1 protein-coding gene is annotated in these 708 nt (G+C 67.9%); it reads left to right on the forward strand.

The genetic code is table 11. The features are described from left to right. The first annotated feature begins 185 nt into the window (after positions 1-185). On the forward strand, positions 186-545 hold the full coding sequence (locus ACXJKJ_RS30600) for a DUF5339 domain-containing protein (protein WP_256776905.1): 360 nt from the start codon (positions 186-188) through the stop codon (positions 543-545). Positions 546-708 lie beyond the last annotated feature (163 nt).

Here is a 708-nt window from a genome sequence, read left to right on the forward strand (position 1 = left end):
GCACGCGCCCGGTCGGCGCCGACCGGAGGATGAGTCGGGACCGGTTGCCTGCACGTTCGGCTGCAGCATGACGCGACTGGAGTTTGCTGCTAGAAGTGCACCTGCCGACATGCCCCCGGACGTGCGCGACCGGAGACTGACATGCAGGCATTGGAAACCCCTGACGCTTCAATCAAGGAATGATCATGTTCAAGAACGCATTGATTCTCGCGGTGGCCCTCACCGGCCTGGTGGCGTGTGGCAAGAAGGACGACGCTGCCGCGCCTGCTACCCCAACCCCGGCGGCGGCTGCACCGTCCACCGCTGCAGCGTCCACCGATGCCGGCATCGGCGCGGGCCTGCCCCAGGCCTGTGAGGCCTACCTGACCCGCGCCAAGGCCTGCTTCGACAAGTCCAACCCACAGACGGCCGCTGCCTTCCAGCAGGGCGTGGACCAGGCCAAGGCGCAGTGGGCCACCATGCACGACAAAACGGCGCTGGAGGCGGGCTGCACGTCGGCCAACGACCAGTTCGCCCAGGTCGCCAGCGCGCTGAAGTGCGAATAGCCTGACCCCGGCCGGGCACCGCACCGGTGCCCGGTTACTGCGCCGGCTGTTCAGCGATAGACGAAGTGCCRCATCAGCAGGAACGAGAGGGCGGCCAGGCCGCCTTCGACGATCGGTTTGGCCAGCCACGCATAGGCCAGGCCCAGGTGGTGCGCCGTCGTGC

The sequence above is a fragment of the Roseateles sp. P5_E1 genome, assembly GCF_054049335.1.